General features: G+C 71.2%; 25 protein-coding genes. 20 read left to right on the forward strand and 5 right to left on the reverse strand.

Annotated features, from left to right (window positions below; genetic code table 11):
• Positions 1–51: 51 nt before the first annotated feature.
• The gene (locus JQN84_RS13220) at positions 52–2172 is read right to left on the reverse strand and encodes a HelD family protein (RefSeq protein ID WP_372445983.1); all 2121 of its coding nucleotides are present in this window, start codon (positions 2170–2172) and stop codon (positions 52–54) included.
• 291 nt (positions 2173–2463) lie between these two features.
• Here JQN84_RS13220 and JQN84_RS13225 point away from each other — a divergent pair, with 291 nt between their 5' ends.
• Both JQN84_RS13225 and JQN84_RS13230 read left to right on the forward strand, forming a co-directional pair.
• Complete coding sequence (locus JQN84_RS13225) at positions 2464–3021, forward strand: Uma2 family endonuclease (protein ID WP_204958648.1); 558 nt, start codon at positions 2464–2466, stop codon at positions 3019–3021.
• Positions 3022–3131: 110 nt separating this feature from the next.
• Positions 3132–3983, forward strand: coding sequence for a menaquinone biosynthetic enzyme MqnA/MqnD family protein (locus JQN84_RS13230; RefSeq protein WP_204958649.1), 852 nt, complete (start codon positions 3132–3134; stop codon positions 3981–3983).
• Positions 3984–4017: 34 nt separating this feature from the next.
• Here JQN84_RS13230 and JQN84_RS13235 read toward each other — a convergent pair whose 3' ends face one another.
• Positions 4018–4968, reverse strand: a complete 951-nt coding sequence (locus JQN84_RS13235) for a serine hydrolase (protein WP_204958650.1) — start codon at positions 4966–4968, stop codon at positions 4018–4020.
• Positions 4968–5951: a hypothetical protein gene (locus JQN84_RS13240; protein ID WP_204958651.1), complete on the reverse strand. Its 984-nt coding sequence runs from the start codon at positions 5949–5951 to the stop codon at positions 4968–4970. The genes JQN84_RS13235 and JQN84_RS13240 overlap by 1 nt, the downstream gene beginning before the upstream one ends.
• Before the next feature lie 368 nt (positions 5952–6319).
• Between JQN84_RS13240 and paaA the strand changes: the two genes are divergently transcribed.
• Genes paaA through paaE form a run of 5 tightly spaced genes read left to right on the forward strand, consistent with a single transcriptional unit; the run spans position 6320 to position 10028 of the window.
• The gene (paaA, locus tag JQN84_RS13245) at positions 6320–7393 is read left to right on the forward strand and encodes a 1,2-phenylacetyl-CoA epoxidase subunit PaaA (RefSeq protein WP_204958652.1); all 1074 of its coding nucleotides are present in this window, start codon (positions 6320–6322) and stop codon (positions 7391–7393) included.
• The gene (paaB, locus tag JQN84_RS13250; RefSeq protein ID WP_204958653.1) at positions 7390–7701 is read left to right on the forward strand and encodes a 1,2-phenylacetyl-CoA epoxidase subunit PaaB; all 312 of its coding nucleotides are present in this window, start codon (positions 7390–7392) and stop codon (positions 7699–7701) included. The genes paaA and paaB overlap by 4 nt, the downstream gene beginning before the upstream one ends.
• On the forward strand, positions 7698–8423 hold the full coding sequence (gene paaC / locus JQN84_RS13255; RefSeq protein WP_204958654.1) for a 1,2-phenylacetyl-CoA epoxidase subunit PaaC: 726 nt from the start codon (positions 7698–7700) through the stop codon (positions 8421–8423). Before paaB ends, paaC begins: the two co-directional genes overlap by 4 nt.
• 25 nt (positions 8424–8448) lie before the next feature.
• Positions 8449–8925, forward strand: coding sequence for a 1,2-phenylacetyl-CoA epoxidase subunit PaaD (gene paaD / locus JQN84_RS13260; RefSeq protein ID WP_204958655.1), 477 nt, complete (start codon positions 8449–8451; stop codon positions 8923–8925).
• Complete coding sequence (gene paaE / locus JQN84_RS13265) at positions 8922–10028, forward strand: 1,2-phenylacetyl-CoA epoxidase subunit PaaE (RefSeq protein WP_204958656.1); 1107 nt, start codon at positions 8922–8924, stop codon at positions 10026–10028. The genes paaD and paaE overlap by 4 nt, the downstream gene beginning before the upstream one ends.
• Positions 10029–10388: 360 nt before the next feature.
• On the opposite strand, the gene JQN84_RS13270 is transcribed toward paaE, so the two are convergent.
• Both JQN84_RS13270 and JQN84_RS13275 read right to left on the reverse strand, forming a co-directional pair.
• The gene (locus tag JQN84_RS13270) at positions 10389–10898 is read right to left on the reverse strand and encodes a hypothetical protein (protein ID WP_204958657.1); all 510 of its coding nucleotides are present in this window, start codon (positions 10896–10898) and stop codon (positions 10389–10391) included.
• Positions 10899–10941: 43 nt separating this feature from the next.
• The gene (locus tag JQN84_RS13275) at positions 10942–11229 is read right to left on the reverse strand and encodes a hypothetical protein (protein ID WP_204958658.1); all 288 of its coding nucleotides are present in this window, start codon (positions 11227–11229) and stop codon (positions 10942–10944) included.
• 291 nt (positions 11230–11520) lie between these two features.
• On the opposite strand from JQN84_RS13275, the gene mqnC reads away from it, so the two are divergent.
• From mqnC to nuoH, 13 genes are all read left to right on the forward strand, one after another.
• Positions 11521–12711: a cyclic dehypoxanthinyl futalosine synthase gene (gene mqnC, locus JQN84_RS13280; protein WP_204958659.1), complete on the forward strand. Its 1191-nt coding sequence runs from the start codon at positions 11521–11523 to the stop codon at positions 12709–12711.
• Between the two features lie 490 nt (positions 12712–13201).
• Entirely contained in the window at positions 13202–14455 is a 1254-nt protein-coding gene (locus JQN84_RS13285) for an LPXTG cell wall anchor domain-containing protein (RefSeq protein ID WP_204958660.1), read from the forward strand.
• Between the two features lie 160 nt (positions 14456–14615).
• Positions 14616–15326 carry a demethylmenaquinone methyltransferase gene (locus JQN84_RS13290; RefSeq protein ID WP_204958661.1) on the forward strand — a complete coding sequence of 237 codons (711 nt, stop codon included), beginning with the start codon at positions 14616–14618 and terminating at the stop codon, positions 15324–15326.
• A gap of 67 nt (positions 15327–15393) precedes the next feature.
• Positions 15394–15615, forward strand: coding sequence for a hypothetical protein (locus JQN84_RS13295; protein ID WP_204958662.1), 222 nt, complete (start codon positions 15394–15396; stop codon positions 15613–15615).
• Positions 15616–15749: 134 nt separating this feature from the next.
• Positions 15750–17024: a geranylgeranyl reductase family protein gene (locus JQN84_RS13300; RefSeq protein ID WP_204958663.1), complete on the forward strand. Its 1275-nt coding sequence runs from the start codon at positions 15750–15752 to the stop codon at positions 17022–17024.
• Between the two features lie 136 nt (positions 17025–17160).
• On the forward strand, positions 17161–17526 hold the full coding sequence (locus tag JQN84_RS13305; protein ID WP_067300536.1) for an NADH-quinone oxidoreductase subunit A: 366 nt from the start codon (positions 17161–17163) through the stop codon (positions 17524–17526).
• 14 nt (positions 17527–17540) lie between these two features.
• Positions 17541–18218: a NuoB/complex I 20 kDa subunit family protein gene (locus tag JQN84_RS13310; protein WP_067300532.1), complete on the forward strand. Its 678-nt coding sequence runs from the start codon at positions 17541–17543 to the stop codon at positions 18216–18218.
• On the forward strand, positions 18215–18946 hold the full coding sequence (locus JQN84_RS13315; protein ID WP_204958664.1) for an NADH-quinone oxidoreductase subunit C: 732 nt from the start codon (positions 18215–18217) through the stop codon (positions 18944–18946). Before JQN84_RS13310 ends, JQN84_RS13315 begins: the two co-directional genes overlap by 4 nt.
• Entirely contained in the window at positions 18943–20268 is a 1326-nt protein-coding gene (locus JQN84_RS13320) for an NADH-quinone oxidoreductase subunit D (protein WP_204958665.1), read from the forward strand. Before JQN84_RS13315 ends, JQN84_RS13320 begins: the two co-directional genes overlap by 4 nt.
• A gap of 55 nt (positions 20269–20323) precedes the next feature.
• Positions 20324–21424 (forward strand): NADH-quinone oxidoreductase subunit NuoE, encoded by a 1101-nt coding sequence (gene nuoE / locus JQN84_RS13325; RefSeq protein WP_204958666.1) that lies wholly within the window; start codon positions 20324–20326, stop codon positions 21422–21424.
• The gene (nuoF, locus tag JQN84_RS13330; protein WP_204958667.1) at positions 21421–22737 is read left to right on the forward strand and encodes an NADH-quinone oxidoreductase subunit NuoF; all 1317 of its coding nucleotides are present in this window, start codon (positions 21421–21423) and stop codon (positions 22735–22737) included. The genes nuoE and nuoF overlap by 4 nt, the downstream gene beginning before the upstream one ends.
• A gap of 40 nt (positions 22738–22777) precedes the next feature.
• Positions 22778–25204 carry an NADH-quinone oxidoreductase subunit G gene (locus JQN84_RS13335; RefSeq protein WP_204958668.1) on the forward strand — a complete coding sequence of 809 codons (2427 nt, stop codon included), beginning with the start codon at positions 22778–22780 and terminating at the stop codon, positions 25202–25204.
• Positions 25201–26550, forward strand: a complete 1350-nt coding sequence (gene nuoH, locus JQN84_RS13340) for an NADH-quinone oxidoreductase subunit NuoH (RefSeq protein WP_204958669.1) — start codon at positions 25201–25203, stop codon at positions 26548–26550. The genes JQN84_RS13335 and nuoH overlap by 4 nt, the downstream gene beginning before the upstream one ends.

Here is a 26550-nt window from a genome sequence, read left to right on the forward strand (position 1 = left end):
GCGGGGCCCGGGCCGGCGGCGTGCGCTGGGTCGGCCGGCGGTCAGGTGGGGTCAGGCCGTCGGGCCGTCCGACGGATCGGCCAGCGGGCCGGGCAGCGGGGCGGTGTGCAGCACCGACAACCGGGACACCGCCCGGGTCAACGCCACGTAGAGGCGGTGCAGGCCACGCGGCTCGGCGGCCACGATCGCGGCCGGCTCCACGACCACCACGTGGTCGTACTCCAGGCCCTTGACCAGGGTCGCGGGGACCACGGTGACCCGCGCCGAGGCCGCCACGTCGTCGGCGGTCGCGGTCGGCACCCCGGCCGCGGCGAGCGCCGACCGTAGCCCCTCCACCGCGTCGTCGGCGGCGATCACCCCGACCGAACCGTCGTGCCCGAGCGCCGTGCGCACCTCGGCCACCGTCGCCGCCGCCAGATCGGTCACGGTACGCACGTCGAGCGCGCCGTCACGACGCAACGACACCGCCGGCGGTACGTCGACCGCCAGCGCCGGCAGCAGCCGGTTGGCGAACGCGACCACCACGGCCGGCACCCGGAACCCGACGCTCAGCGGCACCACCACCGCGTCCGGCTTGCCCAGGTGGGCCAGGGACTCCCGCCAGTCGGTGGCCGCCCACGGCGCGGTGCCCTGGGCCAGGTCGCCGAGCAGGGTGATCGAACCGTGCTCGCTGCGCCTGGCGATGGCCCGGCACTGCATCGGCGACAGATCCTGCGCCTCGTCGACGACGACGTGCCCGAACCCGACGGGCCGTTCGATCAGCCCGGCCGCCTCGTCGATCAGCACCGTGTCGGCGGCGGTCCACCGGGTCGCCTTCGGTGTGCGGCCGAGCTTCGTGCCCACCGCCGGGCCGGCCCCCGACCGACGCCTGACCGACCCGGTGCCTGCCGGTCCGGTGCCGGTGGGTCCGGTGCCCGTCGGGTCGGTGGCTGCCGGGCCGCGCAGCAGGGCCTGCTCGGCGGGGGTGAGCAGGCCGTCGGCGGCGGCGGCGAGCACGGCCGGGTCACCGAGCACCGCGTGCACCAGCCCCTCCGGGGTGAGCGCCGGCCAGGCCGCGTCGAGGAAGTCGGTGACCGGGCGGGCCTTGCCCATCCGGCGCAGCCAGGCATCGCCCGGCGACTCGGCCCGGCGGGCCTCGGCCTGCCGTTGCAGCAACCCGACCACCCGGGCCCGCACCCGCTCCCGCCCGGTGTCGTACGGCAGACCCTCCCGCCGGGTCTCCTCGACCACCAGGTGCAGCGGCTCCAGGCCGATCCGCCAGCGGAACGACCCGTCCGACACCATGATCGGCTCGGTCGGCGCGGTGATCAGCTGGTCCGCCGCCCGACGCAGCACCTCGGCCATCCGGGGATCATGCTTGAGCGCGGCCACCGGCGGATCGTCGACCGCCCGGACGGGCACCCGGGCGACCAGGTCCTCCACGGTGGCCTGGGCCACCTCGACCTCGCCGAGGGCGGGTAGCACCGCCGCGATGTACGACAGGAACGCCCGGTTCGGTCCGACGATCAGCACCCCGGCCCGGCGCAGCCGTTCCCGGTGCAGATAGAGCAGGTACGCGGCGCGGTGCAGCCCGACCGCCGTCTTGCCGGTGCCCGGGGCGCCCTGGACGCAGATCGAGTCAGCCAAGTCGGCCCGGACCAGTTCGTCCTGCTCGGGCTGGATGGTGGCGACGATGTCCCGCATCGGCCCGACCCGGGGGCGTTCGATCTCGGCCGTGAGGATGCGGCTGGCCGTGCCCAACTCCTCGCCCCGGTCCAGGTGCTCGTCCTCGAAGCTGGTCAGCGACCCGGCGCTGAACCCGAACCGCCGTCGTACCGCGACACCCTGTGGGTCACGGGCGCTGGCCCGGTAGAACAATCGGGAGACCGGGGCCCGCCAGTCCAGCACCAGCGGTTCGCCCCGGTCGTCGGTGACGTGCCGCCGGCCGACGTGGTAGCCCCGGCCGGCGTGCTCCGGGTCGGCGGGGCCGAAGTCCAGCCGGCCGAAGAAGAGCGCGGTGGTCGGGTCGTCGGCCAGCTCGGCGACCCGTCGGGCCAGGTGCCGGCCGAGCTGCTCGGCGGTGTACGCGTCCCCGGCGACCTTGTCGCCGGTGGCGAAGAGCGACTCGGCGCGGTCGCGCATCCGGCCCAGGGCCTGCCGGGAGGTTGCCAGGTGGGCCCGCTCGGCGTCCAGTTCTGTTTCGAGGTGTGCTTGTCCGGGGTGTGCTGGTCGGGGGTGTGCGCTGCCGCGTTCTTCGGTTGCGGGCACGGTGATCCTCTTGACGGTCTCGATCGGCTCGCCCGCGTATCCAGGAAGGGTCTCCTGGCGCGTGGGGACGTCCGCTGCGGTGGCTACCTCACCACGGCCGTCGAGCGGTCAACCACACTACGCCCCGCCCTCCCTCCCGCTCCACCCGGTTTTCGGCCGTCTGCGCCGGTCCGCGTGGCACCCTTGTGACAGGATTCGTCAGGAGGTGAGTCGTCGATGAGCGTAGCCGTGCTTGAGCATGTGGGTCCGTGGCGCGAGGACGAGTATCTCGAGCTCGGCGAGACCGCCGATCGGATCGAGCTGTTCGACGGCAGTCTGCTGGTGAGTCCGGCACCCACCACACGCCATCAGCACATCTCGCGACGGCTGGCCAATCTGATCGACCCGTCGGCCGACGAGGTCGGCCTCTGGGCCTACGAAGCGGTGAACGTTCGCCTGGCCACCGGTCGGATCTTCATCCCCGACCTCGTGGTGACTCCGATCGACGACGTCACCATCATCGACGCCTCGGACGTGGTGCTGGTCGGTGAGGTGGTCTCACCAGGCAATGCGGGCGCTGACCGGTTACTGAAGATGCAGCTCTACGCCGCTGCGCGGATCGGGTGGTACCTACTCGTCGAATCCGAGCAGCCGGATTCGGTGACGCTGCGGTTGTTCCGCCTCGACGGTGGGCACTATGTCGAGCATGTGGTGGCGAAGGGCGGCGAGACGCTGACCGCCGACGGCCCGTTTCCGTTCGAGATCGACACCCGCGCCCTGCTGCGTCGCCGGTGATGTGACGGCCCCTGACGGGGCGGCCCCGGGCGCTGGCCGGCGGTGCGGGGTTGGCCACTGTCCGGGACTCCCGGTGAGCCGGTACGGGCCGGCGGGGATACGGTCGGGGCATGGTTGAGCGCGTGGCACGTCCCAGGGTCGGGCACATCCAGTTCCTGAACTGCCTGCCGATCTACTGGGGGCTGATGCGTTCCGGCGCGCTGCTCGACGTCGACCTGCACAAGGACTCGCCGGACCGGCTCAGCGCGGCGCTGGTCGCCGGTGACCTGGACATCGGCCCGATCTCCCAGGTGGAATACCTGCGGCACGCCGACGAACTGCTGCTCCTGCCGGATTTGGCGGTGGGCAGCGACGGGCCGGTGCTCTCGGTCAACGTGGTCTCCACCAGGCCGCTGACCGAGCTGGACGGCCGTCGGGTCGCGCTCGGCTCGACCTCGCGGACCGGGGTGCTGCTGGCGCAACTCCTGCTCGCCGACCGGTACGGCGTCCAACCGGAGTACTTCCGCTGCCCGCCGGACCTGACCCAGATGCTGCTGGAGGCCGACGCCGGGGTGCTGATCGGCGACGTGGCGCTGCGTGCGCTCTACGAGGCGCCGGGTCGGGGGCTGGCGGTGACCGACCTCGGGCAGGCGTGGCGGGAGTGGACCGGGCTGCCGATGGTCTTCGCCGTCTGGGCGGTCCGTCGGGACTTCGCCGCCGCCCACCCGGGCCTGGTCAAGGAGGTGCACGAGGCGTTCCTGCGTTCCCGTGACCTGTGCCTGGCCGAGCTGGACCAGGTGGCCGAGGCGGCGGCCCGCTGGGAGCCGTTCGACGCGGCGACGCTGGCCACGTACTTCCGCGCCCTCGACTTCTCGCTGGGCGGGCGGCAGGTCGCCGGCCTGCGCGAGTTCGCCAGGCGGGCGGCGGCGACCGGCGAGGCCCCCGCCCTGCCCGAGGGCGGCCCGGAGTTCTTCGCCGGCTGACCCGTCGACCCGGCTCCGGACCGGCCGGTTCGGGTCAGGTGCTGGGGCCGATCAGGGCTTCGGTGATCTTCTGGCAGTTCTTCATGCCGTACTCGTAGCCCAGGTTGATCGGGTAGCGGACCATCACACCCATCGTCCAGGTGTCGCCGATGGCCAGGCAGTTGATGTGCATCTCCTGCTCGCGGGTCCGGTCGATCCAGCCGTTCTTGATGGCGATCTTCTTCTGCTGGGCGGCCGGGAACGCCTTGCGGATGCCGAAGTCACCCGAGCCCCGGACCAGCCGCATCTCGTTGAGCAGCCACTTGGTCCACTCGGGGCCGGCGGCGCGACCGTCGGCGATGCAGTTGCCGAGCCGGGCGGCGTCACGGGGGGAGAGGTTGGTCCGGCTCCAGCCACCGTCGGCGGCCACACTGCTGTCGGTGAGCTTGCACAGCGAGATCAGCCGCTTGATCGAGGCGGACCGGCCGACCCCGTTGTAGAACTGCTCGGCCCGGGTGTTGTCGCTGTCCCGGATGATCCGGGTGGCGTCGGCGAGCTTGGCGTCGCTCGGGGTCTGCCCGCTCTCGTCGGCCCGCCGCAGGTAGTCGGCGACGATCCACGACTTGATCAGCGAGGCGGTGGTGCTGGTCTCGGCCATGTTGTCCGAGCCGATGATCGCGCCGGTGCGGCGGTCCAGCACGCTCCAGGCGTACCAGCCCTTGATGTCGAGGTCGAGGTCCCGGTCTGCGAAGGGCAGCGGGGTGAGCGAGGGGGTCGGCGACGGTGCCGGGGCCGGCCGGCTGCGGCGGTCGACGGCCGATCCGGTGGACCGGGACTCGGTGGACGCGTCACCCCAGCGTGAGGCGGCGGTGGACTCCATCGGTGAGCCGGGGAGCAGCCGCAGCGAGACGAGCACCAGACCGGTGAGGACCGCGGCGACCGCGGCGATCTTCAACGGTCGGTGGTCCCGTCGGGTGGAGCGGCCGGGCCGCCGGCTGCCCGGCATCAGAGCTTCCCGAGCGGCTGGGGCACCTTGAGTGCGGCACCGGGCTGCGGGGTGACCAGTTGGGTGGCGACGCTGGCGCACACCTTGGCACCATAGGTCAACTGCTGGCGTATCGGGTAGCGCATCATCACGGCGAGGCTCCACTTGTCGGTGACGGCGAGGCAGCTGACGTGCCAGTTGCCGTCGTAGCTGAGGGGGGTCCAGCCGTTCTTCATGGCAACCGGGCCCTGCTTGGTGATCTCGTCGGGCAGGCCGTCGATGATGCCCCACCGGCCGCCGCCGGCGCGGGCCAGCTGCTTGCTCACGCTGCCCCGGACCTGGGCCATCTCGTTGAGCACCCACTTGGTCCAGTGGGGGCCGGCGGCCGTGCCGTCGGCGATGCAGTCACCGAGCCGGGCGGCGTCGCGGGGGGACATCCGGGTGAAGCTCCACCAGCCCTCGTAGCCGGAGACGTTGCCGGGCTTGGTGTCCTTGAGGCCGCAGGTGGTGATCGCCCGCTTGAGCACCGGGCCGGGCTGGCCGTTGTCCAGCGCCCGGTACGAGCCGCCCGACTTCGCGTAGATCCGGTTGGTGGCGTCGTCGTTGCTGTCCCGGATGGCCAGGCTCGCGTTCTTCAACATCGCTGCCGGTGGCTTCTGGTCGCCGAGCTCGCGCAGGTAGTCGGAGACGATCCAGACCTTGAGCATCGACTCGGTGGAGCTGGTCGAGGTCATGTTCTTCGAGCCGGAGAGTTGACCGGTCTTGCGGTCCTGCAGGGCCCAGGCGAAGAACTCCCCCTTGAAGTTCACGGTGACCGGGCCGGCGGCCAGGGTGGGTGCCGGGGGTGCGGTAGGCGCGGGCGCGGGCACCTTCTCCGCCGTGCCGCCGCCGGTACCGCCTGTCGGGTCGTCGCCGGCGAGCTTGGCGTACGCGGTCGGCACCAGCAGGCCGGTGCCGAGCAGCACCGCCATGACGGCGAGCACCATGATCACGCGAGATCGCATGCGTGGGTGAACTCCAGATGTCAGGCCGGGGGGACCGGCTGCTTCCGCGGGTGTCGGCTCGACCGCCGAGGCCGGGGGAATGGCCTGTGTCTCGCTGGCGATCGTCGGTAGCCGATCGGTGGTGACCGGGGAAGTCTACGTCCGGACAGCCGACTCGCCAGAATCCGACGCACGGCAAACTGCCGGTAAGTCGAGATAAAGGCACGGTTTGCGCCCCTTGTAGGTATTCATCTTTGATCAGTGACCCAAGTCATATCTGAGCAGGTGTCCTGGTGTCGACCGAGCGCATCCACCTGGTAACGGAAGCCGCTACTCAAATCCTGTTACACCCTCTGGTGTCATCGGAGGCGAGCTGTAACACTTGACGAATGTATGGCAACGACTTCGCCCCGGAGCAGGACACGCCCGGCGGTGGCCTGCTCGGTCAGGTCGAGGCCGCCGAGGCGGCGCTGCGCGAGGCGGCGGCCCGCGCCCGGGAGGGTGCCACCACGCCCGGTGCGGATCCGGCGGCGTACTTCGCCGACGTGATCGACGCCGACCAGAAGATCGAACCCCGCGACTGGATGCCCGAGGCCTACCGGCGGACCCTGGTCCGGCAGATCGCCCAGCACGCCCACTCGGAGATCATCGGCATGCAGCCCGAGGGGAACTGGATCAGCCGCGCCCCCTCGCTCAAGCGCAAGGCCATCCTGCTGGCCAAGGTCCAGGACGAGGCCGGCCACGGTCTCTACCTCTACGCCGCCGCCGAGACCCTCGGCGTCAGCCGCGACGAACTGGTGGAGCTGCTGCTCGACGGCCGGCAGAAGTACAGCTCGATCTTCAATTACCCCACCCTCACCTGGGCCGACGTGGGCGCGATCGGCTGGCTGGTGGACGGCGCGGCGATCGTCAACCAGGTCCCGCTCTGCCGCTGCTCCTACGGGCCGTACGCGCGGGCGATGATCCGGGTCTGCAAGGAGGAGTCGTTCCACCAGCGGCAGGGCTTCGAGATCCTGCACACCCTGGCGCAGGGCACCCCGGCCCAGCGGGCGATGGCGCAGGACGCGCTCGACCGCTGGTGGTACCCGTCACTGGCGATGTTCGGCCCGCCCGACGGTGACTCCACCCACTCCGCCCAGTCGATGGCCTGGAAGATCAAGCGGTTCTCCAACGACGAGCTGCGGCAGCGCTTCGTCGACATGTGCGTGCAGCAGGCGGAGGTCCTCGGCCTCACCATCCCCGACCCCGACCTGCGCTGGAACGACGAGCGGCAGGCGTACGACTTCACCCAGCCCGACTACGACGAGCTGATGCGGGTGATCAAGGGGGAGGGCCCGTGCAACAGGCAGCGGATGGAACACCGCCGCCGCGCACACGCCGACGGCGCGTGGGTCCGCGAGGCCGCCACGGCGTACGCCGCGAAGCAGCGGGCCGAGTCGCAGCGGGAGAAGGTGGCCGCGTGAGCGAGCAGAACGAACCGCCCCGGGCCTCGGCGACCTCGCCGCTGTGGGAGGTCTTCGTCCGGGCCCGACGAGGGCTGTCCCACACCCACGTCGGCAGCCTGCACGCCCCCGACGCCGAGCTGGCCCTGCGCAACGCCCGGGACCTCTACACCCGCCGGCAGGAGGGCGTCTCCATCTGGGTGGTGCCGGCCGCGGCGATCACCGCGTCCAGCCCCGACGAGAAGGACGCCTTCTTCGACCCGGCCGCCGACAAGGTCTACCGCCACCCCACCTTCTACGAGGTGCCGGACGGGGTGGCCCACCTGTGAACGGCCCCTTCGACTTCACCCTCGCCCTCGGCGACGACGCGCTGGTGGCCGCCCAGCGGCTCGGCGAGTGGGCCACCCGTGCGCCCGAGATGGAAGAGGACATCGCGCTGGCCAACATCGCCCTCGACCAGCTCGGCGCGGCCCGCCTGCTGTTGTCGTACGCGGGGGAGCTGGAGGGCGCCGGCCGGGACGAGGACGCGTTGGCGTACCTGCGCGACGACCGGGAGTTCCGCAACTGCCTGCTGGTCGAGCTGCCCAACGGCGACTTCGCGGTGACCATGGTGAAGCTGCTGCTGCTCGCGGCGTACCAGGTGCCGCTCTACACCGCGCTGGCCGGCTGTTCCGACGAGCGGCTCGCCGCCATCGGCGCGAAGGCGCGCAAGGAGTCCGCCTACCACCTGGACCATTCCGCGCTGTGGGTGAAGCGGCTCGGCGACGGCACCGACGAGTCGCACCGCCGCGCCCAGGCCGCGCTGGACCAGATCTGGCCGTACCACCACGAGCTGTTCACGGCGGACCCGGCGGCCCCGGTCGACCCGGCCACCCTGCGGGCCGACTTCGACGCCGCGGTGCACCCGGTGCTGGCCGAGGCCACCCTGACCCGGCCGGAGACCGGCTGGACGCCGGGCGGCGGCCGGGCCGGCGTGCACACCGAGCACCTGTCCTTCCTGCTGGCCGAGATGCAGGTGCTGCACCGCGCCCACCCCGGGGCCCGGTGGTGAGCCGGGCGGGCCTGGGGTGGCAGCGGTGACCGACCCGAGGGCGGCCGTGGCGGCGGTGGTGGATCCGGAGATCCGGGTGATCACCATCGACGAGCTGGGCATCCTGCGGGCGGTCGACCGGGACCGGGAGACCGGCCGGGTGGTCGTCACGATCACCCCCACCTACACCGGCTGTCCGGCGATGGACGTGATCCGGGACGACATCCGGCGGGCGCTGGCGGTCGCCGGGTATCCCGACGCCGAGGTCCGCACGGTCTTCAGCCCCGCCTGGAGTACGGACTGGATCTCCGAGGGCGGCCGGGCGAAACTCGCCGCCGCCGGGATCGCCCCGCCCGGCCCGCGCGGCGACGGCACGGCGGTGCCGCTGACCCTGGCGGTGCGTTGCCCCCGGTGCGGCTCGCCGGAGACCGCGCAGGTCAGCCGGTTCGGTTCCACCGCGTGCAAGGCGCTCTGGCGCTGTCGTTCCTGCTCCGAACCCTTCGACCACCTGAAGGCGCTATGACTGTCACCATCACCCGCCCGGTCCGTCGCCGGCCGTCCTTCCACCCGCTGCCGGTCGCCGCCGTCGACCGGCTCACCGACGACGCCGTGGCGATCACCTTCGCGGTGCCCGAGGAGTTGCGGGCGACGTTCGCCTTCGTCGCCGGCCAGCACCTGACCGTCCGCCTGCCCGGTGCCGCCGGTGCGGACGTGCGGCGGTCGTACTCGATCTGCTCGACGCCTGACGACCTGGCCCGGCACGGCCGGCTGCGGATCGGGGTGCGGGAGATCCCCGGCGGCGCGTTTTCCAGTTACGCCTGCGGCGCGCTGCGGCACGGCGACACCGTCGAGGTGCTGCCTCCGCTGGGGCATTTCACCACGGCGTTCGCGCCGGACCGGGTGCGGCACTACGGCGCGGTGGTCGCCGGCTCCGGGATCACCCCGGTGCTCGCGCTGGTCGCGACCGCCCTGACCGTCGAGCCGGCCAGCACCTTCACCCTGGTGTACGGCAACCGGACGGCGAACACGGTGATGTTCGCCGAGGAGTTGGCCGACCTGAAGGACCGCTACCCGACGAGGCTGCACCTGGTGCATGTGCTCTCCCGGGAGCCGGGCGAGTCACCGTTGCTCTCCGGCCGGATCGACGCCGACCGGCTGGGCCGGCTGCTGGACACCATCGTGCCCGGCGACGCCATCGCCGAGTGGTTCCTCTGCGGCCCGTACCAACTGGTGCTGGACGCGAAGGCGGTGCTGACCGGCCGGGGCCTGCCGGAGTCGGCGGTGCACACCGAGTTGTTCCACGTCGACGCCCCACCGGAGCCGGTACGCCGCAGCGGCGAGTCGACAGGCGGCGCGGAGGTGACGATCGTGCTGGACGGCCGATCGTCGCGGTTCACCATGGGCGCGGGCGAGCGTGTGCTGGACGCGGCGCTGAAGGTGCGCGGCGAACTGCCGTACGCCTGCAAGGGCGGGGTCTGCTCGACCTGCCGGGCGAAGGTGGTCTCCGGTGCGGTGACGATGGCCCGCAACTACGCCCTGGAGCCGGAAGAGGTGGCCGCCGGGTACGTACTGACCTGCCAGTCCACCCCCACCACCGACACCCTTACTGTCGACTACGACGGATAGCGTCGTCGGCCGCGTCCCGCCCCGGTCGGCGGGCCTGTTGTCTGTTGCGGGTCCTGTCGAGCTGATGACGTCAGCGACTCACCCGGGATCGACCGATCTGCACCGGTTTCGCCATCCTGGCGACCGCTCAGTCGGTGCCGACATGGGCGGGCCGGTAGGTGAGGTCGGAGTGGTGCTCGACGGGTGAGTGAGTGCCGAGACTTCGCTCCGGGTGTCCCCGGCCAGACATACTGGCAATGAGTTGTCCGGATGCTCCGGACGAAGGTAGCCTGGCTATCGCCGGGGGCAGTAGCCCCCTGGAAGTGGACCCGGCAGCCTTCCGGACGGTGGGTGGGCCGGGTCTCGCGTTTCTCGGGCCGGTCAGACCCGGTGTGATTCGGTGACCACGGCCCGCACCGCCGTGCGCCAGTGTCCTCCTCTCGCCCAACACCAGGCGAGTGCGTCAGGGATGGCCAGCAGGCACTCCTCGTGCGCTTTCAGATGGTCGTAGCGGAGTTGTCCGGCGATTCCGGCTCTGCGAACCTCATCAAAGAGCAGCCGCTGATCGGCCTTGAGCGTCGAGTCGTCCCGCTCGATGACCAGACGCGCTGCACTGGTCTTCGCGGCGTATTCGACCAGCCCGGCGAGGCAGGCATCCCGGGCAGCTTTCGTGGTCCGGTGGCCGACTGCATCGAACACGGTGGCCTGAACCCCGATGGTGGTGATCGCGGTGACGATCTGCCGCCGCCGGTCATCTCTTTCCTTGTGAAAGTGGATCCGGCGCTGGTGGGGCAGGACGAGACTCCGCACTGTCCTGCGGGCGCGAATCAGGTCGGAAGGCAGCACGACGGCGGCGACCAGGAGGAAGCTGCGTTCCTTGGTCTCGTCCACGAAGATGTGGCTCCTCAACCCGGGTGCCCCTCTGCCGTGGCGGTCACCCGTTGTTTCCGGCATTGACGATTTGTCGGATTAGTTCAAGGCGGTCCTGAGGGCCGAGGGCGGCCAGGTTGCCACCCCCGATCCCGTCGAGAACGGCACGTACGTCGCACTCCTGGGGACGGAGGACGGCATCGATGACGCGAGCCCGCGGCCCGCCGTCGCGGCAGTAGATCCACACGGTCTGGTTCTGTCGCGGTTCGGTGTTCTGGTCCGGGTCCAAGCGCTCTGGCGGGAAGTAGCCGAGCCCGGTGGCCTGGAGCGCTTCTGCGATCTCTGCCAGCACCCAACGCCCCAGCTTCCGGTAGCCGAGTTCCTCTCGTAACTCTCCGAGGCTGGCTTCCGTTAGTCCTCCGTCCGCTCGGCATCGGGCGGCAGTGCCGGGTGTCTGCTCCATCTTCCTCAACAATCGTCGCCACGCAGTCCGGCCATCATGTTGTGTATTGGCATCACAGGTTGTCAAGGGATGGCATACAAGTTGTCATGATCTTGACAATATGACAGCTCCCTGGTCGAGCGGAGCGCGCCCCGGCGCACCCCCACGGGCAGCAAACCGCGTTCGGCGTACGCTCGGGATGTGACGGCGAACCGGGAGATCGACGACATCCTGCAACGTGGCGCGGACGGCGGGCGGATCACGCCCGAAGAGGCGCTGCTGCTCTACACCGAGGCGCCCTTCCACGCGTTGGGCGAGGCGGCGGACGCGGTACGCCGGCGGCGCTACCCGGACAACGTCGTCACCTACCTGATCGACCGCAACATCAACTACACCAACGTCTGCGTGACGGCGTGCAAGTTCTGCGCCTTCTACCGGGCCCCCAAGCACGCCGAGGGGTGGACCCACCCGACCGAGGAGATCCTGCGTCGCTGCGGCGAGGCGGTCGAGCTGGGCGCCACCCAGGTCATGCTCCAGGGCGGCCACCACCCGGACTACGGCGTGGAGTACTACGAGGAGCTGTTCTCCTCGGTCAAGAAGGCGTACCCGCAACTGGCGATCCACTCGATCGGGCCGAGCGAGATCCTGCACATGGCGAAGGTGTCCGGCGTCAGCCTGGACGAGGCCATCGCCCGGATCAAGACGGCCGGGCTGGACTCGATCGCCGGCGCCGGGGCCGAGATGCTCCCCGACCGGCCGCGCAAGGCGATCGCCCCGCTCAAGGAATCCGGCGCGCGCTGGCTGGAGGTCATGGAGTTGGCCCACCGGCAGGGTCTGGAGTCCACCGCCACGATGATGATGGGCACCGGCGAGACCAACGCCGAGCGGATCGAGCACCTGCGGATGATCCGCGACGTGCAGGACCGCACCCGGGGGTTCCGGGCGTTCATCCCGTGGACGTACCAGCCGGAGAACAACCACCTCAAGGGCCGCACCCAGGCCACCACCCTGGAGTACCTGCGCCTGGTGGCGGTGGCCCGGCTGTTCTTCGAGACCGTGCCGCACCTGCAGGCGTCCTGGCTGACCACCGGCAAGGACGTCGGCCAGCTCGCCCTGCACATGGGCGTCGACGACCTCGGTTCGATCATGCTGGAGGAGAACGTCATCTCCTCGGCCGGCGCGCGGCACCGGTCCAACCTGCACGAGCTGATCGGCATGATCCGCTCGGCGGACCGGATCCCGGCCCAGCGGGACACCCTCTACCGGCGGCTGGCGGTGCACCACACCCCCGCCGACGACCCGACCGACGACCGGGTGGTGTCGCACTTCTCCTCGATCGCCATGCCCGGCGGGGGCGCCGGCCGTACGCTGCCGCTCGTCGAGGCACGCTGAGCCCGGCTGGTTGTCACGGGGAGTCACCGGTCGGGCTGGAATCGTGACTGGCTGAACGGGTCCGGGTGTCGGCCCAGGGGATATTCGTGGTCGCCGTTCGGCCGAGGCGACGCGGGACCAGCCCCCACAAGACGCGGCAATTGGGGCGGCGTGCGGCACGCTGGGCGGATATTCCGCAGCCGGCGCTACGGCGCGGGGGTTGGCGCGGCGCGGCGGTGCCCGCTAACGTGCGCCCGACGTACCTCCGCTGACCGCCTGCGGCGAGCGGATGACGAGTGTCGTACGTCCTCCATCGGCCCGGGAGGGCCGTTCATATAAAACGGGGGCGGGACGGGTGACCGTCCCGCCCCCGCTCCTCCTCCGTTCGGCCCCGTCTCGGACAAAAACGCACGTCACGGCTGGCGTACCGGCGTCGATCTCGGATAACGTCCGCTCGGTTCGCCACATCAGCCCCACCTTTCCCAGCAGTCCCTAGCCCCCCGGGGGATCGATGACTCTGTTCCACCGCTCGGCCCTGGCCCGCCTCGGCGCCGTGGCCCTGCTCGCCGTCGGTGGCCTGGCCACCGTCGCCGCCCCGGCCAGCGCCGCCGACCAGGCGCAGCTCGACCTCGTCCCGCTCAGCTCCCAGCTGGCCCTGGGCGTCAAGGAGGCCAAGGCCAAGCCGTTCAAGTTCTCCGTGCAGAACGTCCGCGGCACGGTCGACGCCAAGGACGTGAAGGTCACTGTCGAGACCGCGGGCCTGAGGCCCAACAAGGTAGGGGTGCTCGTGCCGGACGGCTGCGCCGTCAGCGGCACCGCCTTCACCTGCTCCCTGTCCGACCTGGGGGGCACCACCGACGACATCGCCGCCGGCACCACCGAGGAGTTCGGCATCCCGCTGTTCGGCACCGACACGCGCGGCAAGGGTGGCGTGCTGAAGGTGACCGTGAGCGGGTCCAACACCACGTCGGACTCGGTCGACCACGACATCATGGTCGTCAAGCCCGGCTACGACCTGACCACCTGGGTGCAGGACGTCTACGCCGACGTGGTGGTCGACGGCGACGACGCCGGCGAGAGCGGACTGACCGGCGTCAAGCCCGGCGGGACCGCCCCGCTGGACTGGGCGGTCTACAACGGCGGCAGCCGCCGCGCGACCGGCGTCTTCTACGGGATCGCCCTGCCGGAGGGCGCCAGCTTCGTCGACCTGCCGGAGAGCTGCGTCACGCAGGACCTGGGCGGCGTGGTGGCGTACTGCGAGGACGGCGGCGCGGTGCTGCGGCCGGGCGAGTTCTACACCGCCGACGTCCGGATCAAGGTCGGCACGGGCGTCACCGAGAAGGTGCTCACCCCGGGCGTCCTGTTCGCCGCCGGGCTGACCGAGGCCGAGGGCACCCCGGAGGAGGAGCCGCAGGTCGCCAGCAAGGCGCAGCGCAAGGTCTTCACCGAGACCGACGACGGTGACAACACCTCGTTGTTCGACGTGTTCGTCGACCTGAGCACCGGCCCGAGCCCGAGCCCCAGCCCGACCGGTGAGCCGAGCCCGAGCACCAGCGGTCAGCCGAGCCCGAGCACCAGCGTCAGCCCGACGACCGGTGGCGGCACGGGTGGCGGCGACGGCGGTCTGCCGGTGACCGGTGCGCAGGCCACCCTGATCGGTGGCATCGGCGTCGTCGTGCTGCTCGCGGGCGGCGCGATGCTGATGCTCGCCCGTCGGCGTCGGCTGGTGCTGGTGGCACCGGGCGACGAGAAGCCGCAGAGCTGACCGGAGGCAGGTTTTCCGCACCACGGCAGGACGGCGGGCGGGGTGGGCGACCACCCCGCCCGCCGCGCGTCCGCCCCGCCTTGCGTGCCGCCCGTCGCCGACCCCCGGGTCGGTCGGACCCAGCGGCGGGTGGGTGGGGTCAGGCTGGCAGAGTGGAGGGGTGAGCCGTACCCCGCAGGGCCAGCGCGCCGGCCTGGACAAGTCCCCGCACGAGGTCGCCGCGATGTTCGACGGGGTGGCCGCCCGCTACGACCTGACCAACACTGTGCTGTCCTTCGGGCAGGACCGGTCGTGGCGACGGGCCACCCGGGCGGCGCTCGGGCTGCTCCCCGGTGAGCGGGTGCTGGACGTGGGCGCCGGCACCGGGGTGTCGACGCAGGAACTGGCCCGCTCCGGGGCGTACGCGGTGGGGGCTGACCTGTCGCAGGGGATGCTGCACGCCGGCAAGCGGGTCCGGCCGGAGGTGCCGCTGCTCGCCGGGGACGCGCTGCGGCTGCCCTTCGCCGACGCCTCGTTCGACGCGGTGACGATCTCCTTCGCCCTGCGTAACGTCAACGACCCCGATGCGGCGCTGCGGGAGCTGGCCCGGGTGACCCGGCCGGGGGGCCGGCTGGTGGTCTGCGAGTTCAGCACGCCGGTGCACCAGGCATTCCGGACGGTCTACCTGTCGTACCTGATGCGGTCGTTGCCGGTGGTGGCCCGGACGGTGTCCAGCAACCCCGACGCGTACGTCTACCTGGCCGAGTCGATCCGGGCCTGGCCGGACCAGGCGGCCCTGGCGGCGCGGGTCGGCGCGGCCGGCTGGGGCCGGGTGGCGTGGCGCAACCTGACCGGCGGGGTGGTGGCCCTGCACCGGGCCATCCGGACGTGACCGAGGGTGAAGCCGCTTTTTCCTTAATGTCTGCCTTTGGTCTAAATTGGGGCGTAAGCTCCCCGGCATGACCGGAGTAGTGCCCACCGACCCCGCGATCCCCGCCGACGACGATGCCGCCGAGCTGGTCGCCCAGCTCAGGGAGCTGGCCGGCGCGGACCCGGCCGAGGTCCGTCAGGTGGTGGCCGAGGTGCTGGGTGCGCTCGACCGAGCGGCCGGCGGAGCGCTGCGTGACCACCTGCCGGCGGCGGTCCGGGCCGACGACGGGCTCGACATCGCCCGGAACTGAGGGACGAACCCACCCCGACCGGCCTGTTTCCAGGAAGTTAGGTACCCCTCACCCGGCAGCTGTGTAACCACGGTCATAGACTCCAACCCGATCGGCTTGTGAAGCATTTCACGAGCGTGCGGGAGGAGGCGCAGATGACATCGGTGGAGAACGACGCCGACGTGATCGTGGTGGGCGCCGGTCCCGGTGGATCGGCGACGGCGTACCACCTGGCGCGGCACGGCGTACGCGTGCTGCTGCTGGAGAAGACCGAGTTCCCCCGCGAGAAGGTGTGCGGGGACGGGCTCACCCCCCGGGCGACCCGGCAGCTCATCCGGATGGGCGTGGACACCTCGCCCGAGGCCGGCTGGCTGCACAACAAGGGCCTGCGGGTGATCGGTGGCGGGGTACGCCTCGAACTGGACTGGCCCGACCTGGCCAGCTTCCCCAACTACGGCCTGGTCCGCACCCGGCTGGACTTCGACGACCTGCTCGCCCAGCGGGCGGTCTCCGCCGGTGTCGAACTGCGGACCAACGTCAACGTCATCGGCCCGGTGCTCGACGCGGCCGACCGGGTGGTCGGGGTGACCGCCGAGGTCGGCCCGGACCGGGAACCGGCCACCTTCCACGCCCCGCTGGTGGTCGCCGCGGACGGCGTCTCCGGCCGGTTCCCGCTCGCCCTGGGCCTGGCCAAGCGGGAGGACCGGCCGATCGGCGTGGCCGTCCGCCGCTACTACCGCTCGCCGGCCCGGCACGACGACGACTATCTGGAGTCCTGGCTGGAGCTGCGCAGCAAGGGCAGCGACGCGCTGCTGCCCGGCTACGGCTGGATCTTCGGCCTCGGTGACGGCCGGGTCAACGTCGGCCTCGGCGTGCTCAACTCCTCCTCCGCGTTCGGCAAGACGAACTACCGGCGGCTGCTGACCGACTGGCTGGCCAACACCCCGGCGGACTGGGGGATGACCGACGAGACCAACGCCGACGGCCCGATCCTCGGCGCGGCGCTGCCGATGGGCTTCAACCGGGTGCCGCACTACACCCGGGGGGTCCTGCTGGTCGGCGACTCCGGCGGCATGGTCAACCCGTTCAACGGCGAGGGCATCGCGTACGCGATGGAATCCGGCGAACTGGCCGCAGAGGTCATCGTGCAGGCGCTGGCCCGGCCGGCCGGCCCGGAGCGGGAGCGGGCGCTGACCGCGTACCCGCAGGAGCTGAAGGCCCGGTTCGGCGGCTATTACCGGCTCGGCGGGATCTTCGTCAAGCTGATCGGCCGGCCCGAGGTGATGCGGATGGCCACCAAGCACGGCATGCCGCACCCGATGCTGATGCGCTTCGTGCTCAAGCTGCTGGCCAACCTGACCGACCCGCGCGGCGGGGACGCGATGGACCGGGTCATCAACGCGATGACGAAGGCGGCCCCGGCCGTGTGAGGCGTGACCGGGCCAGGGCCAACGGCGGCACCGGCACGGACAGGGATCGACCCCCGCTGACGGCAGTCACGAGGGACGTGAATAGTGTGAATTTTGTCAAGCACCTGGGGCAGGGGAAGGACGAGCAGGAGAAAAGATGTCGCTCTCGCCTTACGCACCGATCATCGGGCTGTTCGCCCTCGCCGCGGCGTTCTCGCTGTTCTCCGTGGCCGCCGCCCGCTTCGCCGGTCCCCGGCGCTACAACAAGGCCAAGCTCGAGGCGTACGAGTGTGGGATCGAGCCCAGCCCGCAGCCCGTGGGCGGCGGCCGGTTCCCGATCAAGTTCTACCTGACGGCGATGCTCTTCATCGTCTTCGACATCGAGATCATCTTCCTCTACCCCTGGGCGGTCTCCTTCGACGCCCTGCCGATCTTCGGCTTCGTGGAGATGGTCCTGTTCATCGTCGCGGTCTTCGTCGCGTACGCCTACGTGTGGCGGCGCGGCGGGCTGGACTGGGACTGAGGGAGGAACGTCAGATGGGCATCGAGGAGAAACTCCCCGCCGGCGTCCTGCTCACCTCCGTGGAGAAGCTGGTCAACTGGTCGCGGAAGTCGTCCGTCTGGGGCGCCACCTTCGGCCTGGCCTGCTGCGCCATCGAGATGATGGCGGCCGGTGGCCCGCACTACGACATGGGCCGCTGGGGCATGGAGGTCTTCCGCGCCTCGCCGCGCCAGGCCGACCTGATGATCGTGGCCGGCCGGGTGAGCCAGAAGATGGCCCCGGTGCTGCGCCAGATCTACGACCAGATGGCCGAGCCCCGGTGGGTGCTCTCCATGGGCGTCTGCGCCAGCAGCGGCGGCATGTTCAACAACTACGCGATCGTCCAGGGCGTCGACCACGTCGTCCCGGTCGACATGTACCTGCCGGGCTGCCCGCCCCGCCCCGAGATGCTCATCGACGCGATCCTCAAGCTCCGCGAGAAGATCATGTACGAGCCGCTGGGCCCGAACGGCCGCAAGATGCAGGCGGCCCGGCTGGAGCGCGGTGACGTGCCCGTGGTGCCGTACGGCTCGATGCCGTCGTCGTACCGCAACGACAAGGCCCGCCGTGCCGAATGGACGAAGGCGGTCCGTGAGGGGCGCGAGGAGCAGTTGCGGATCGAGAACTGGATGAACGCCCAGAACCACCTCCAGACCCAGGCTGGCCCCAAATGAGCAACGACAGGAAGAACGACGGCGGGGTGCCGGTGCCGGTCACCCCGGCCGGTGCGACCAGCGGTGCTGCCGCCGAGCTGCCGCCGTCCAGCCCGGCCGGGCGCGGCATGTTCGGCATGCAGGGCACCGGCGACGTCTCCGGCTACGGCGGCCTGGTCCGCCACCGCACCCCGATCGAGGAGGCGCCCCGGCCGTACGGGGGCTACTTCGACGAGGTGCGCGACGCGCTGGAGGAGGCGTACCCGCAGTTCGGCGACGCGATCGAGAAGGTCGTCGTCGACCGGGGCGAGCTGACCCTGCACGTCCGCCCGGAGCGGATCGCCGAGGTGTGCCAGGTGATGCGGGACGACCTCGCGCTGCGCTTCGAGCTGTGTTCCTCGGTGTCCGGGGTGGACTACCTCGGTGCCGACGAGCGCCGGCTGCACGTGGTCTACCAGCTCACCTCGATGACCTACCGGCGGCGGGTCCGGCTGGAGGCGGCCGTCTCCGCCGAGCACCCGCACCTGCCCAGCGTCACCGCCGTCTACCCGACGGCCGACTGGCAGGAGCGCGAGGCGTACGACATGTTCGGGGTCATCTTCGACGGCCACCCCAACCTGACCCGGGTCCTGATGCCGGACGACTGGGAGGGCCACCCGCAGCGCAAGGACTACCCGCTCGGCGGCGTCCCCGTCGAGTACAAGGGCGCGGAGATCCCGCCGCCGGACCGTAGGAGGTCATACCAGTGACCACGTCCAACTACGCGACCGAACGGGAGACCACCGAGGGGCGGGTCTTCACCGTCACCGGTGGGGACTGGGACCAGGTCGTCTCCGGCACCGACCCGATCAACGACGAGCGGATCGTCGTGAACATGGGTCCGCAGCACCCGTCGACGCACGGCGTGCTCCGGCTGATCCTGGAGCTGGAGGGCGAGACGGTCCGCGAGGCCCGCTCGGTCGTCGGCTACCTGCACACCGGCATCGAGAAGAACCTCGAATACCGCAACTGGGTGCAGGGTTCGACGTTCGTGACCCGGATGGACTACCTCGCCCCGATCTTCAACGAGACGGCGTACAGCCTCGCGGTGGAGAAGCTGCTCGGCATCACCGACGACATCACCGAGCGGGCCACCACGATCCGGGTCCTGATGATGGAGCTGAACCGGATCTCCTCGCACCTGGTCTGGCTGGCCACCACCGGCATGGAGCTGGGCGCGATCTCGATCATGCTGTACGGCTTCCGCGAGCGGGAGTACATCCTCGACATCTTCGAGACCATCACCGGCCTGCGGATGAACCACGCGTACGTCCGGCCGGGCGGGGTGGCGCAGGACGTCCCGGACGCGGCGATCGCCAAGATCCGCGACTTCCTCGCGATGATGCCGAAGAAGCTCAAGGAGTACGAGGACCTCCTCTCCGGTCAGCCGATCTGGACCGAGCGCACCCAGGGCGTCGCGGTGCTCGACGTGACCGCCTGTGTCGCGCTCGGCGTCACCGGCCCGGTGTTGCGCTCCGCCGGCCTGGCCTGGGATCTGCGCAAGACCATGCCGTACTGCGGCTACGAGACGTACGAGTTCGACGTGCCGACCCACCCGGACGGTGACGTCTGGGGCCGCTACCTGGTCCGGCTCGCCGAGATCCGGGAGTCGCTCAAGCTGGTCGAGCAGGCGTTGGACCGGTTGAAGCCGGGCCCGGTGATGGTCGCCGACCGCAAGATCGCCTGGCCGGCGCAGCTCGCCATCGGCGTGGACGGCATGGGCAACTCGCTGGAGCACGTCGCCAAGATCATGGGTCAGTCGATGGAGTCGCTGATCCATCACTTCAAGCTGGTCACCGAGGGCTTCCGGGTCCCGCCGGGCCAGGTGTACGTCGGCATCGAGTCGCCCCGGGGCGAGCTGGGCGTGCACGCGGTCTCCGACGGTGGCACCCGGCCGTACCGGGTGCACTACCGGGAGCCGAGCTTCGTCAACCTCCAGGCCCTTCCGGCGATGGCCGAGGGCGGCCTGATCGCCGACGTGATCGCCGGTGGCGCCTCGCTGGACCCCGTGATGGGTGGTTGTGACCGGTGAGCGCGAGGAGTGCAGCGAAGCGGAGCCCCGCAGTCGCGAACGGAAGGCGACTCTGATGACGACGTTTACTGAAGAGACCCGGGTCCGGGCGCGGGAGATCATCGCCCGCTACCCGGCCGACCGGTCCCGCTCGGCGCTGCTGCCGCTGCTGCACCTGGTGCAGGCCGAGGAGGGCTACGTCTCCCCGGCCGGGGTGGCGTTCTGCGCCGAGGTGCTGGGACTGAACAAGGCCCAGGTCGGCGCGGTGGCCACCTTCTACACCATGTACAAGCGCCGGCCCACCGGTGACTACCTGGTCAGCGTCTGCACCAACACGATGTGCAACGTGCTCGGCGGGCAGGAGGTCTACGACACGCTCGTCGAGCACCTGGGCGTCGGGCACGACGAGACCACCGCCGACGGGAAGATCACCCTGGAGCACGCCGAGTGCCTGGCGGCGTGCGACTACGGCCCGGTCATGACCGTCAACTACGACTTCTTCGACGGCGTCGACCCGCAGGGCGCGGTCGGTGTGGTGGACGAGCTGCGCGCCGGGGGCCGGCCGATGCCGACCCGGGGCGCCCGGCTCTGCACGCTCAAGGAGATGGCGGTCCAGCTCGCCGGCTTCGCCGACGAGCGCGACGGCGCGGTCGCCGACGGCGGGCCGGGCGAGGCCACCCTGCGTGGCCTGCGCCTGGCCGAGCAGCACGGCATCACGGCACCGGGCTACGACCCGAAGACCCCGATCCGCAGCAAGGCCGAGGCCGACCGGGCCGCCGCCGAGGCCAAGGCGAAGGCCGAGGCCGCCAAGGCCCCCGCCCCGGCCGCCCCGGCGGCGAAGCCGGAGCAGGTCACCGGCAGCACCGCGCCGGACGTGAAGGCCCCGGACGACAAGTCGCCGCAGGTGCGTACCGCCGAGACCCGGCAGCCCGACGCGGCCACCGCCGTGCCGGACGCCCCCGGCACCAGGGTCCCGGCCGACGGCACGCCACCGGCGTCCCGCGACGCGCAGGCGGCGCAGGCGGCCGGGGTGGCCGCGAACGCCCCCGCCGGTGACGGCAAGCCCGCCGGCGACGAGGCCGGTGCGCAGGAGCGCAACCTCAAGGAAGCCGAGGCGGAAACGGGCGCTGCCGGCGCGGGCTCCGCCGTCGCGAGCGAGACGGGGGCCCAGAAGTGACCACTCCCCGGCCGGAGACCCTGGCCAAGCTGACCCCGGTGCTGACCCGCCGCTGGCTGTCCCCGGACGCCTGGCGGATCGGCGGCTACGAGAAGCTCGACGGCTACGCCGCGCTGCGCAAGGCCCTCAGGGCCCACCCGGACGACCTGATCCAGCTGATCAAGGACTCCGGCCTGCGTGGCCGGGGTGGCGCGGGCTTCCCCACCGGCCTGAAGTGGGGCTTCATCCCGCAGGGCGACGGCAAGCCGCACTACCTGGTGGTCAACGCCGACGAGGGCGAGCCGGGCACCTGCAAGGACCTGCCGCTGATGACCCACGACCCGCACTCGCTGGTCGAGGGGGTCATCATCGCCTCGTACGCGATCCGGGCCAGCCGGGCCTACATCTACATCCGGGGCGAGGCGGTGCACGCCGCCCGCCGGCTGCGCAACGCGGTGGCCGAGGCACAGGCCAAGGGCTACCTCGGGCGCAACATCCTGGGCACCGGGTTCGACCTGGAACTGGTCGTGCACTCCGGCGCGGGGGCATACATCTGCGGCGAGGAGACGGCGCTGCTGGACTCGCTGGAGGGGTTCCGGGGTCAGCCCCGGCTCCGCCCGCCGTTCCCGGCCACCCACGGCCTGTACGCCAGCCCGACGGTGGTCAACAACGTCGGCACCATCGCCAGCGTGCCGTACATCGTGCTGGGCGGCGCGGACTGGTGGAAGTCCATGGGCACCGAGAAGTCGTCCGGGCCGATGATCTACTCGCTCTCCGGGCGGATCGTCAACCCGGGCCAGTTCGAGTGCGGCCTGGGTGTCACCCTGCGCGAGCTGATCGAGCTGGCCGGCGGGATGCAGCCCGGTCACCAGCTCAGGTTCTGGACGCCCGGCGGATCGTCCACCCCGCTGCTCACCGCCGAGCACCTGGACGTGCCGCTGGACTTCGAGGGGGTGGCGGCGGCCGGCTCGATCCTGGGCACCACGGCCACCCAGATCTTCTCCGACCAGGACTGCCCGGTCTACGCGACCTACCGGTGGCTGGAGTTCTACCACCACGAGTCGTGCGGCAAGTGCACCCCGTGCCGGGAGGGCAACTACTGGATGGTCCGGGTCTACCGGCGCATCCTGGCCGGCCAGGGTACCCACGAGGACCTGGACACTCTGCTCGACACCTGCGACAACATCCTCGGCCGCTCGTTCTGCGGTCTGGGTGACGGCGCGACCAGCTCGGTGACCTCGTCGTTGCAGTACTTCAAGCAGGACTACCTCGACTACATCGAGGGGCGTACCGCGCCGAAGCTGTCGGACAAGCAGCTGGTGGGGGCGCACTGATGAACGCGAGTCCTGTAGTCGCGAAGGGAAGGCGACTCTGATGACCGACGTAGCCAAGCAGACCGAGACGGTCACGCTCACCATCGACGGCGTCGAGGTCACCGCCCCCAAGGGGGCGCTGCTGATCCGGGTCGCCGAGCAGTTGGGCACCGAGATCCCCCGGTTCTGTGACCACCCGCTGCTGGCCCCGGCCGGCGCCTGCCGGCAGTGCCTGGTCGAGGTGGAGGGGCAGCGCAAGCCGGTCGCCTCCTGCACCCAGACCGTCGCCGAGGGCATGGTGGTCCGCACCCAGCTCACCTCCCCGGTCGCCAAGAAGGCGCAGGAGGGGGTGATGGAGCTGCTGCTGGTCAACCACCCGCTGGACTGCCCGATGTGCGACAAGGGCGGTGAGTGCCCGCTGCAGAACCAGGCGATGTCCACCGGCCGTACCGACTCCCGCTTCCACGAGCACAAGCGGGAGTACGTCAAGCCGATGGAGATCAGCACCCAGGTGCTGCTCGACCGGGAGCGCTGCGTGCTCTGCCAGCGCTGCACCCGGTTCTCCGAGGAGATCGCCGGCGACAAGTTCATCGATCTGATGGGCCGGTCGTCCGCCGAGGAGATCAACATCTACCGGGACGACGCCTACGGTGCCGAGGGCGACTCCGGCGACGTCCCCTTCAACTCGTACTTCTCCGGTAACACCGTGCAGATCTGCCCGGTCGGCGCGCTCACCGGGGCGCAGTACCGGTTCCGGGCCCGCCCGTTCGACCTGGTCTCCAGCCCGAGCGTCTGCGAGCACTGCTCGGCCGGCTGCGCGCAGCGCACCGACTGGCGACGGGGCAAGGTGCTGCGCCGCCTCGCCGGGGACGACCCGCAGGTCAACGAGGAGTGGAACTGCGACAAGGGGCGGTGGGGCTTCCAGTACACCCGCGCCTTCGACCGGCTCACCACCCCGCTGGTGCGTGACGAGAAGTCAGGTGAGCTGCGGGAGGCGTCCTGGAGCGAGGCGCTGACCCGGGCCGCCGACGGGCTGCGGGCCGCCCGCGACGAGGGTCGCGGCACGGCGGTGCTCACCGGCGGCCGGCTGACCGTCGAGGACGCCTACGCGTACGCGAAGTTCGCCAGGGTCGCCCTCAACACCAACGACATCGACTTCCGGGCCCGGCCGGTCTCCCGCGAGGAGTCCGACTTCCTGGCCAGCACCGTCGCCGGGGTCACCGACGTGACCTACGCCGACGTGGAGAAGGCGTCCACGGTGGTGCTGGTCGGGCTGGAGCCGGAGGAGGAGTGCCCGATCCTCTTCCTGCGGCTGCGCAAGGCGTACCTGAAGAAGAAGCTGACGGTCTACGCGATCGCCCCGTTCGCCACCCGCGGCCTGGAGAAGCTCGGGGCCAAGCTGGCCCGGGTGGTGCCGGGCGAGGAGGCGAGCGTGCTCGCCGAGCACGACACGGTGGCCGAGGCGCTGAGCGCCGAGGGCGCGATCCTGTTCGTCGGCGAGCGGCTGGCCGGCGTGCCGGGTGGCCTCTCCGCCGCCGCGGACGTCGCCAGGCGTACCGGTGCGAAGCTGGCCTGGGTGCCGCGGCGCGCGGGTGACCGGGGTGCGGTCGACGCGGGTTGTCTGCCCAACCTGCTGCCCGGTGGACGTCCGGTGACCGAGCCGTCGGCCCGTGCCGAACTGGGTGAGGCGTGGGACATTCCGGCCGGGGTGATCCCCAGCCAGGCCGGTCGGGACACCGACCAGATCCTGGCCGCCGCCGCGAACGGTCAGCTCGGCGCCCTGGTGGTGGCCGGGGTGGACCCGGCCGACCTGGCCGACCCGAGGCTGGCCGAGCAGGCGCTCGACGCGGTGCCCTTCCTGGTCAGCCTGGAGCTGCGCAACTCGGCGGTGGCCCGCCGGGCCGACGTGGTGCTGCCGGTGGCCCCGGTGGTCGAGAAGGCCGGCAGCTTCCTCGACTGGGAGGGCCGGCTGCGCACCTTCGAGGCGGTGCTGCACACCACCGCGATGACCGACGCGCGGGTGTTGGACGCGATCGCCGCGCAGCTCGACGTCCGGCTCGGCACCGGCGACGTGTCGAGCATCCGCCGGGAGCTGGGCGCGCTGCCGCCGACCCGGGCGGACCGGCCGGTCAGCCCGTCGGTGGCCCCGGCGACCGTGCCCCAGCCGGGTGCGGGCGAGGCGGTGCTGGCGACCTGGCACCAGCTGATCGACCTGGGCAGCCTCACCGACGGCGACGAGCACCTCGCCGGCACCGCCCGTCCGCCGGTGGTCCGGCTGGGCAAGGGCACCGCCGAGACGCTCGGCGTGGCCGACGGTGACCCGGTCACGGTGGGCACCGACCGGGGTGCGGTCACCCTGCCGGCGGCCATCACCGAGATGCCCGACGGCGTCGTCTGGCTGCCGACCAACTCGCCCGGTTCGACCGTACGGCGCAGCCTCGGCGTCGCGTCCGGCACGGTGGTCCGGATCTCCGGAGGTGCACAGTGAACACCCTCCTGGCGCAGGACCCGACACTGGCGGACTTCGGCAGGGACCCGTGGTGGCTGGTCCTTATCAAGATCGTCTTTGCCTTCGTCTTCGGTCTGCTCGCCACCCTGCTCGGCGTCTGGTTCGAGCGGCGGGTCGTCGGCTACATGCAGGTCCGGCCCGGCCCCAACCAGGTCGGCCCGTTCGGCCTGCTGCAGACCCTCGCCGACGGTCTCAAGATGGCCTTCAAGGAGGACATCCTCCCGAAGGCCGCCGACAAGGTGGTCTACTTCTTCGCCCCGGTCATCTCGGTGGTCTGCGCGGTCACCGCGCTGTCGGTGATCCCGTTCGGCCCGATGGTGAGCATCTTCGGCCACCGGACCCCGTTACAGGTCACCGACGTGCCGGTGGCGGTGCTGGTGCTGCTGGCCTGCTCGTCGCTGGCCGTCTACGGCATCGTGCTCGGTGGTTGGGCCTCCGGCTCGACGTACCCGCTGCTCGGCGGCCTGCGCTCCAGCGCCCAGATGATCTCGTACGAGGTCGCGATGGGGCTGAGCATCGTGGCGGTGTTCATGACCGCCGGCACCATGTCCACCAGCGGGATCGTCGCCGCCCAGGGGGACGCCACCCGGCTCACCATCGCCGGCACCGAGATTCCCGCGCCGGGTTGGTACGCGATCCTGCTGCTGCCCAGCTTCATCATCTTCTTCATCGCCACCGTCGGTGAGACCAACCGGGCGCCGTTCGACCTGCCCGAGGCGGAGTCGGAGCTGGTCGCCGGCTTCATGACCGAGTACAGCTCGCTGAAGTTCGCGCTGTTCATGCTCTCCGAGTACGTGGCCATGGTGACCATGTCCGCGGTGACCACGACGCTGTTCCTCGGCGGCTGGCGGGCCCCCTGGCCGATCACCCTGTGGGCCGACGCCAACACCGGCTGGTGGCCGATGCTCTGGTTCTTCGGCAAGGTGCTGATGCTGGTCTTCGTCTTCGTCTGGCTGCGGGGCACCCTGCCCCGGCTGCGCTACGACCAGTTCATGCGCTTCGGCTGGAAGGTGCTGCTGCCGATCAACCTGGTCTGGATCCTCGTCCTGGCCGGGCTGCGCTCCATCGAGGACTGGCAGTCGCGGGACCGGCTGCTCGCCACCGCCATCGGTGCCGGTGTGCTGCTGCTCGCGACGCTGCTGTGGCCGAGCCGCAAGCCGGCCCCGAAGCCGACCCCGCAGGAACAGGCCGACAGCCGGCCGTACGGCAGCTTCCCGCTGCCCCCGCTGGATCTACAGGTACCACCGAGCCCGCGCACCAAGCGCGTGGTCGCCGAGCGGGAGCCGGCCAACATCGCCACCGGCTCGGACTCCAGGGAGGTGTGA

The organism is Micromonospora humidisoli (genome assembly GCF_016900955.1).
GTDB lineage: Bacteria > Actinomycetota > Actinomycetes > Mycobacteriales > Micromonosporaceae > Micromonospora > Micromonospora wenchangensis.